Source organism: bacterium (genome assembly GCA_030247525.1).
Taxonomy (GTDB): Bacteria; Electryoneota; JAOADG01; order JAOADG01; family JAOADG01; genus JAOTSC01.
Window position 1 is genome coordinate 1 of the sequence record JAOTSC010000240.1, and the last position, 3,710, is coordinate 3,710.

General features: G+C 47.6%; 4 protein-coding genes. All 4 read right to left on the reverse strand.

All coding sequences use genetic code 11. From position 1 onward, the window contains the following. Nucleotides 1-103: 103 nt before the first annotated feature. Nucleotides 104-859, reverse strand: a complete 756-nt coding sequence (locus OEM52_14400) for an isoprenyl transferase (protein ID MDK9701326.1) — start codon at nt 857-859, stop codon at nt 104-106. Continuing rightward, nucleotides 856-2,079, reverse strand: coding sequence for a tetratricopeptide repeat protein (locus tag OEM52_14405; protein MDK9701327.1), 1,224 nt, complete (start codon nt 2,077-2,079; stop codon nt 856-858). Before OEM52_14405 ends, OEM52_14400 begins: the two co-directional genes overlap by 4 nt. A 30-nt stretch (nt 2,080-2,109) precedes the next feature. Next, nucleotides 2,110-3,162: an S-methyl-5-thioribose-1-phosphate isomerase gene (mtnA, locus tag OEM52_14410; GenBank protein MDK9701328.1), complete on the reverse strand. Its 1,053-nt coding sequence runs from the start codon at nt 3,160-3,162 to the stop codon at nt 2,110-2,112. Further along, nucleotides 3,159-3,710, reverse strand: a 552-nt coding sequence (locus OEM52_14415) for a PfkB family carbohydrate kinase (protein MDK9701329.1), incomplete at its 5' end; no start/stop codon positions are given. The genes mtnA and OEM52_14415, both read right to left, overlap by 4 nt.

The following is a 3,710-nucleotide window of genomic DNA, read 5'->3' on the forward strand; positions in this document are numbered from 1 at the left end:
AATGGTGTTAGATGCATTGCGCACAGTCCCACCATCAACAGTGAAAACCGGTGGATATGATAGAGGCGAGAAGCGAATTGATGAACCATAAAAGAAAGATTTTTCACGAGCGTAACTGCTCCGATACTTTGCCAAAGCGACGCTCACGGGTTTGATACCAATCAAGCGCCACTGCTAATTCTTCTTTCCGGAAATCCGGCCAATGGATGTCCGTTACGAATATCTCTGCGTAGGCGATTTGCCAAAGTAGAAAATTGGAAATTCGCATTTCCCCCGAAGTGCGAATCAGGAGATCAGGATCGGGCAACCCTTTGGTCATCAATGCATTCGTTACGTCGTCTTCCGTAACAGATGTAACGCCGCTGGCAAGTAGAGTGTTGATCGCATAAATGATTTCCGAGCGACCACTGTAATTTATCGCTAACGTCAACACAATTCCCGTATTCTTCTCAGTCTCCCGGATCGCACGGAACATCTCTTCGCGAGGTTGAGGTGGTAAAGCAGAAAGATCGCCAATCGTACGAACCTTAACATTGTTACGTTTCAAGTCCTCGATTTCGCGATTCATCGCAGTAACTAACAAACTCCAAAGCGCACTCACTTCATCGCGGGGCCGGTTCCAGTTTTCGGTCGAAAACGTATAAAACGTCATTGCTTCGATACCGAGATCCTTCCCGGCTTCAATCATTTCCCGAACCGACTTGACCCCTTCACGATGACCAGCAATACGTGGCAAACCGCGCCGCTTCGCCCACCGGCCATTCCCATCCATAATGACAGCAATATGACGGGGTAACTGCCGGGTTTTCAGCGCAGCAACGCGGTCTTCCCATGTTTGCTTTGGTTTCGTTTGAATCACTCGATGCCAAGCTTCTTCTTTTCAGCGGTCAGTTCTTCTAACTTGCGGAGCAACTCTTTGCGCTTCGCCTCATTACCTTTATCGCCCAATGCAACGATTTGGTTCCCCACCGCTCCAGTCAGGTTCATCCAAGCTGCTTTATTATCCGGTTTGATCTTTAGACTTTGACGAAGCCATTTTTCTGCATCTTCGTATTGCTCTAATGCAAACGTTGTTAAACCCAACAAGTACATCGCATCAGCGTCATTCGCATCAATGCGAATCACTTCCTTGAATGATTTTTCCGCATCTAACAACCGCTTTGTTTTTTCGTCCTTAGCGGTTTTATCATCGACACCTACTTCAAACTGACGCTTTCCGTAGTTAAACCACAATACCGCGTTGTCCGGCTGAGCTTTCAACGCCGTCTCATACGCCCGGGTCGCTTCCTCGGTACGATTCAATTGATCAAGACAAATTGCTTTGTTCGCAACTGCTTGACTTTGAACCGTTTTAATCATTTTTTGCCGTTGTTGATCGTCTTTGTCCGAAGCTTGAATCGCGATCACTTGATTGAAATATCCGATAGCATCTTCCCATTTTTCTTTCGAGTAATAGAAATTGGCGATGTCCATTCGGGAAACGAAATCCGGGGTCGAGCCTTCCATTTTGATGGCACGGGTGAACCAGCCGACTGCTTCTTCGCCGCGTTCCATTTGTAATAAAGCCTCACCAATTAGTCGAGCTGGATCGTTTTTCGTGCTGTCGACATACCACGCCAACCGAAACGCTTGTATAGCATTCGACCATTTGTGATCGTTAAACGGGGCAACACCAGCGTTGAAATATTCGATCCATAGATTAGTGCGGAGTGTGTCAATTCGACCCTTAAAGGAATTGTCATTCTTCATCGAACTGTCAGCTTCGATGTTGAACTGATTGATTGTTCGTAGCCGAGAGTCGAAATGTTCTTTTTGCTTTGCAACATCGGCGCTGTCACGCTTTGCACGAGCATTGATAGTAGTTATCTCATCATTCGACATTTTCGCCAAGAAGTAATACGCTTCGGCACGGGTTTTACCCGGTTGTAAGGTTGGTAGTCCTTGATTGATGACTTCGCGGGCTTTTATTAGATCGTTTTGCTGCATATAGATTTCAGCAGAGCGGATCACTTGATTACCACAACCGATGACGAGAGCTGCCATCAGCAATGCGATGAGGATTAACGCAGTTTTTTTCACCGGAAATTCTCCTATCCAATACGAGATGCGTTATTCGGTTTCCGCCGCGGGAGCGGCAATTTGTTGCGTGAAAGTGTCGCGGGTAAACACCCCGCGATCTGTTATGTATCCTGACACCCAAGTATGTGGTGTCACATCGAATGCCGGATTCCAAACCGGAGGTTCCTGTCCGATTGGATATCCTAATGTTCCCAAAACTTCTTGTGGCGACCGTTCTTCGATCGATATTTCACTGCCGTAAAGTAGATTCGCATCGATGGTCGACCACGGAAATGCTGAATAAAAAGGTGTATTCGTTAAATGAGCTATTCCCGCAAGACCCGCCGTACCTACTTTATTCGCAAAGTCACCGTTGCGGGTAACGCGATCTGCTCCAACAACCACTGCATCAATCGTTCCAGAACGCAATAAACCCGCGGCTGCCGTATCGGGAATTAGCGTTACCGGCACTCCCCACTGCTGGAATTCCCAGACTGTAAGGCGCGCCCCTTGTCGTAATGGTTGGGTATCGGTCGCAAACACCTGCACCAATATATTGCGGCGGTAACATTCCATTACGACGCCGAATGCGGTTCCCATACCCCCGGTCGCCAATGGACCGGTATTACAATGCGTCAAAAAAGTCTTACAATCGCGCAAATGCGTTGCGCCAAAGTGGCTAATCTTCTCACAGGCTTTGCGCTCATAATCAGCAATCTTCTCGGCTTCATGCAATGCTACTTCGCGAAAATCTTCTTGAGGATTTTGACGGATTGCATCGAGCAACCGTTGCACAGCAATCATTAAATTTACGGCAGTCGGGCGGGCGCGTCCAATTTCCGTAAGCTGCTGTAACTCGTCATCATCTAAATCGTTAAAGATCTGTTTTGTCTTCGATAATCCATTGAGGAGCAAAACAACGGCATACGCACCTGCGATACCAAGTAACGGAGCACCCCGGAGTTCCAACCGTTGGATAGCCGCAACGACATCCCGCCAATCCGCACTCTCCCGATATAACAACTCCTGCGGAAGTTTGGTTTGATCGATCCATCGCAAACGTCCATCGCGGTATTCTAATGGGATGTATGGCGTGCTTGTCATGCTACGCGAATCGATTGCAAGAGAAATGCTTCGCGTTCTGCCAATTCTGCCGGAGTTACCGTTACCAGTTTCTCCAGTCCAAATGCTTGTACGGTAAAACTCGCAACCACTGTACCGGCGACCAATGCCCGCCGAAATGCCGCTTGGTTCAGTGAACCTTCTACCGCCAATCTTCCCATAAATCCACCGGCAAAACTATCGCCTGCGCCAGTTGGATCGATTACATCGGAAATTGGGATCGCTGGTAAGGCAAAGAATTCACCGCTGGCAAAATGCATCGTCGCGCCATGTTCTCCACGCTTTACGATGACAACTTTCGGTCCCAATGAAAACAATTTTGCGACTGCTTTCGGAATACTTGTGATGTCGGTGATGAGGCGAATTTCTTCATCATTTAGTACGATGGCATCGACTTTTCCTATGACTTGGAGCAAAGCGTCGCGGCGATTCTCAATCCACAATCTAATTGTATCAAGTAAAACAAACTTCGGACGTTCGATTTGATTCAATACCGACATTTGTAATTCAGGAAGAGTATTACCCCTGTC